Genomic DNA, 4604 nt, shown 5'->3' with positions numbered 1-4604 from the left:
GATGTCGTCTGTGAAACTGCGCAACTGTCCATGGTTAGAAACAGCATAACGGAATTTAGATTTGTAACCGAGAGGAAATTCTGTCCATTGTTCTTTCATAACTGTCGTGTCGTTTTTTGGTTTTTGAAATTGCAACTAACGGTTCGGGGATTAGCGTAGGCGGGGATAAACCGCTACGCACTTGTCCAACGAAACAAAGATAATAGAAAGCAATGAACTATAAAATTATTCGTCTGCCCCGCTTACGCTAATCCCTTGTTGGCAGCAGGTTTTATTTTTTCATTGTCAAGTGAGAAATAAATTCTCCACTGTCAAAATCGTCCCACATTAAAGTCAGTATTCTGTCCCCAGTTTTTAATTGTGCGTAACTGTCAACCGCTCTGTCGCAATAATTTTTTATTTCGTCAATTGGTGTCCGTCCAACACAACAAATCATTATTCTATGATTTGCATTTGCAAGTAATAATTTTTCAAAGTCAAATTTTATTGCGGGTAAGCCGTAGGTCATTTCAGTTTCTAAAACTAATTCGGCTGAAATTAAATTTCTGTTTTCATTCTCCTTATACCAAACCAAGTCGTAAAGCCATTCGTTTTCAAAATAGTCGGGAAAACCGCTTGCACATACTCTAAACCCTTTTTCAAGTCCGTAGTTGCCGATAATTTCCTTTATTGAGTAAGTGCAAAATGAACTTGAACGATTGTCTTGTTTGAAGTAGTCGTCAGCAAATTTGTTCAGAGCATTTGTAATCCACTGCTCAATGTCGTTAAGTGTATTCATTGATGTCAGTTTTACAATGCAGGTGAATGTTTTCCTTTTCCCGCTCCGCTTGGGTGTCTTTGACAAGTGTTCGCTGTCAAACTTGAAATGTTTGGATACTTTGTCCCGCAATACTTACAAGTGTATTGAGGTTTTTCACTTCCTTGATAAAGTGAATGCTTTCCTTTACCCGCACCGCTTGGGTGTCTTTGGCAAGTGTTCGCTGTCAAACTTGAGACGCTGGGATACTTTGTCCCGCAATGCTCACAATAAAAATTTGTCATTTTATTTTGGTTTTAGTTTTTGCCTACTCTGTTGTCGGTTTTCGGCTTCCCCGTTGTCTATGTGCAGTGTCGTTTTAAACTTGCTGCCAACGGTTTCGGGCTTTGCGGAGTGGCGGAGTTCGGAGCACTTCACTGTCCCCCGCTACAAAGATAATTACTTGAACGAACTTTCAAATTAAATGTCAACCGCCATTTCGCAAAGCCCGTGTTATGCCCTGTGCATTTTTTTTTCTGTCCAGCAGTCACAGTCGCACACCGATAACTAAAATGTCGTCCACTTGTTCTGTCCCGCCTTTCCATTCTTCGATAAAGTTGTCGAGGTGGTGCTCTTGTTCTTTTAAAGATTTGTCTTGAATTGAAAGCAATATTTCTTTGAACCTTTTTGTCGTTACCTTTTTTTGTTCTGCTCCTCCAAAGGTGTCTGCGAAGCCGTCTGTGGAAATATAAAAGGTGTCGCCTTGCTCAAATTTTATTTCATGGGTGTCGAAGTGTTGGCTGTCCTCTGTGAAACCGCCAATTGCTTTTTTAGTTGCTTTAATTTCTTCAACAACTGTCTGACCGTTGCGAATGAGCCAAAGCGGTCGGTTTGCACCAGCGTATTTTACAACACGCGTATCTGTGTCTACAGAGCAAAGCGCAATGTCCATTCCGTCACGCGTTGATTCATCGCTGTCTGTCTGGCGAAGCGAAGATTTTATTCCCTTATTTAAGTGGCTAAGTATTTCGGAAGTGTCTGCGCTGTGCGCTAAAGCGTCATCTAATTTTTCAGAACCTATCATGCTCATAAATGCGCCAGGAACTCCGTGACCTGTGCAGTCAACCGAAGCAATGAAGACAGATTTGTCATTTTTGTGGAAGTAATAAAAGTCACCGCTCACGATATCTTTTGGTTTAAATAAAACAAAACTGTCTGGAAATACTGAATAAATTTCTTTTCTCTTTGGGAGTTTTGCTTGTTGTATTCTTTTAGCGTAATTAATACTGTCGGTAATGTCTTTGTTTTTTTCTTCGATGATTTTATTTTTGTCTGCTAAAAACAAATTGCTTTTTTGTTTTTGCCTGTATCCTCTGAAAATAAAAAATGCCAATGAGAATATTAACACTAAACCTCCCGAAACAGAGTAAATAATTATTTTTTGCTGTTTAATTTCCGCTTTGTATACCACTTCTTTCTTTTCTTCTTCTGATTTTCTGATTTTTTCTTCTTTCTCTTTTTGATATTGATTTTGAAGATTAGCAATTTTTGTTGTCACATTAAGTTTGTTAAGCGAGTCTTTCATTTCGGAGTACAACATATGATAAGAATACGCCATTTTATAGTTCTGCTGTTTGACATATAATGCCGATAATGTAGAATAAATTTCCTGTAACTTTTCTTTGTTCCCAATTTGTAGCCCATAGGTCAGTGCTTTCTTCAGCATTTTTTCTGCTTGGGCAAACTTATTTTCTTCGACAAAAAGTACTCCAAGTTCGGTATATGTTTCTGTTAATCTGCGCTTGTCATTAATTTCTTCATACATCCGTTGTGCACTATAACAATTCTCCAATGCTTTGTCATAATCCTTTTGATTACTGTATAAACTACCAATTAGAAGATAGGAGTCCGCAATGCTTCGTTTATCTCCCGTTTCTTTTCTGATATTTAAAGCAAGCAAATGATATTTCATTGCTTCTTCAATATTGCCAAGTGAAGAGAAAAAATTACCCAAATAGCTGTAGGAAAAACCTATATCATATTTATCCCCCAACTTCTTTCTGATTTCTAAAGCGTCTAAAAAGTATTTAAGAGCGTCATCATTGTTTTTTTGCATTTGATAAACATAACCTATATTACTATACGAGAAGGCAATGTTTTTTTTGTCATCATTTTCTTCTGATAGTTTCAAGCCAGCAAGTGAATTTATCATCGCTTGTGCGTAATCGTCTTCGTAAATATTAAGGTACCCGAGGTTATTGTAAGCATTGGCTTCTCCCTTTTTCCATTTAAGCGTTTTGGAAAGTGATAATGCTTGTGTGCCGAACTCGTGTGATTTACCAAAATCGCTGGCTATACGGTATTCATTGCACAGAGCACTAAGCACCATTACTTTATTTGTATCCTCTTTGGCTTTTTTGAGTAAGAGTAAGAGGGAGTCGGGTTTGCTCTGCTGTCCAAACGCAGAAAGAGAAAAGAAAAAAAGTGTCAGTCCGATGAGAAGATATTTTGTCAACTGTGTCAATGTTTTTTTTGTCTTTTGCATTGGGCATAACGTTCCGCGGGCGTGCGAAGTGCGGGATTAAAAAGCACTTCGCTGTCCGCCAGCACAAATATAATTAAATACTGAAAACATTTTTTCAAAAAGTAAACCCGCATTGCGCACGCCCGCTGTTAGCAGCAGATTTTATTCGTCCTCTTTTGCATTTGGAACATAAATAGTAAAAGTTGTCCCGATGTCTGCTTTGCTGTCCAGCACGATGTAGCCGCCAAGTTTTTTAATTGATTGCTTTACTGTATAAAGACCGATGCCTTGTCCCGTTGCTTTGTCTGTCGCTCGGAAAAACATTTTGAAAATGTCTTTTTGTAAATTGTCTGTAATGCCTATTCCATTGTCGGCAATGATAATTTTAATTCCAGTCGGCTCATCTGTCACGCTGATTTTAATAAATGCTTCATTCGTATTTTCCTTTTTGTATTTAATGCCGTTCTCAATAATGTTTTGGAACAGGAAATTGAGCAATAAGCTGTCGCTGTAAAATATTTGTTTAACATTTACAATTGTCTCAAACTTAATTTTGTCAAAACCTTTCATATGAGAAACCGTCTGGAGAACTTTATTTATTGTCTTATTGAAGTCAATTTCTTCAATGTTCAAATGTCCGTCCCGAACGCTCATTGTCTCAACAAGTCGGAGAACGATTGTGTCAAGGAATTCGGTTCGCTCTTTAATTATTTTGAAAAAATGGAAAGCAGTGTCAAGGTCTTTTACTTCTTTGTCCAGAATGTTGAAAAGTCCAAGTATGTTTGCGATGGGTGTCCGAATGTTGTGTGATAATTTATAGATTAAGGTTTTCAATTCGTCAATAGCGTTTCTTAAATCGGTGATGTTTTTCACTGTCACTCCTAATCCGCCATTTACTTTAAATGCTTTGATGCGAAAAAATAAAGTTCCGAAACCAGGATTTTGTATGGCTTCGTCAACGGCAATTGATTTTCCCGTCCGTATTACTTCTTTATAGAGAATGTAACGCTGTGAAGTTTTTATGTCGGGCGAAACTTCAGTAATATGCTTCCCGATGATTTGTTCTCGTGAGGTCTGAAGCAGTTCCAATCCGTCATTGTTAATGTCAATGAGATAAAAGTCCTTGTCGTAAAGAAAGAAAGGAACTGCTGCGTAGTCAAAAAAAACTGACCGTAGTTTGCTGTCGTCTGTCGTCATAAATTTGCTGCTAACGTTCCGCGCATATTGCGTTGTTGCCGATTTACGAAGCGCAAAATTGTCTGCCGAAACACAAAGCAAAGATATGAAAAACAAAACTCGATGCAAGATTGTAGCGGCAATAACGCAAATGCGTTGTTACCGCCT

General features: G+C 38.0%; 4 protein-coding genes. All 4 read right to left on the bottom strand.

Annotation, left to right across the window (positions count from 1 at the left end):
* Positions 1–99: hypothetical protein (locus HY841_07625; GenBank protein ID MBI4930615.1), on the bottom strand; the 99-nt coding region annotated here is incomplete at its 3' end.
* 172 nt (positions 100–271) lie between these two features.
* A complete protein-coding gene (locus HY841_07620; GenBank protein ID MBI4930614.1) occupies positions 272–778 on the bottom strand; it encodes a hypothetical protein in 507 nt (168 codons plus the stop codon).
* A gap of 505 nt (positions 779–1283) precedes the next feature.
* Complete coding sequence (locus tag HY841_07615; GenBank protein MBI4930613.1) at positions 1284–3281, bottom strand: tetratricopeptide repeat protein; 1998 nt, start codon at positions 3279–3281, stop codon at positions 1284–1286.
* Between the two features lie 141 nt (positions 3282–3422).
* Complete coding sequence (locus HY841_07610; protein ID MBI4930612.1) at positions 3423–4457, bottom strand: PAS domain-containing sensor histidine kinase; 1035 nt, start codon at positions 4455–4457, stop codon at positions 3423–3425.
* Positions 4458–4604: the final 147 nt, after the last annotated feature.

The organism is Bacteroidota bacterium, from assembly GCA_016213405.1.
Classification (GTDB): Bacteria; Bacteroidota; Bacteroidia; order Palsa-948; family Palsa-948; genus Palsa-948.
Note: the sequence above shows the minus strand (reverse complement) of the source record. Positions and strands in the feature narration are given on the sequence as shown.

What these genes read in the sequence shown, in the direction of transcription:
- HY841_07620 (MBI4930614.1), bottom strand. Translation starts at nt 778, where the DNA reads ATGAATACACTTAACGACATTGAGCAGTGGATTACAAATGCTCTGAAC.
- HY841_07615 (MBI4930613.1), bottom strand. Translation starts at nt 3,281, where the DNA reads ATGCAAAAGACAAAAAAAACATTGACACAGTTGACAAAATATCTTCTC.
- HY841_07610 (MBI4930612.1), bottom strand. Translation starts at nt 4,457, where the DNA reads ATGACGACAGACGACAGCAAACTACGGTCAGTTTTTTTTGACTACGCA.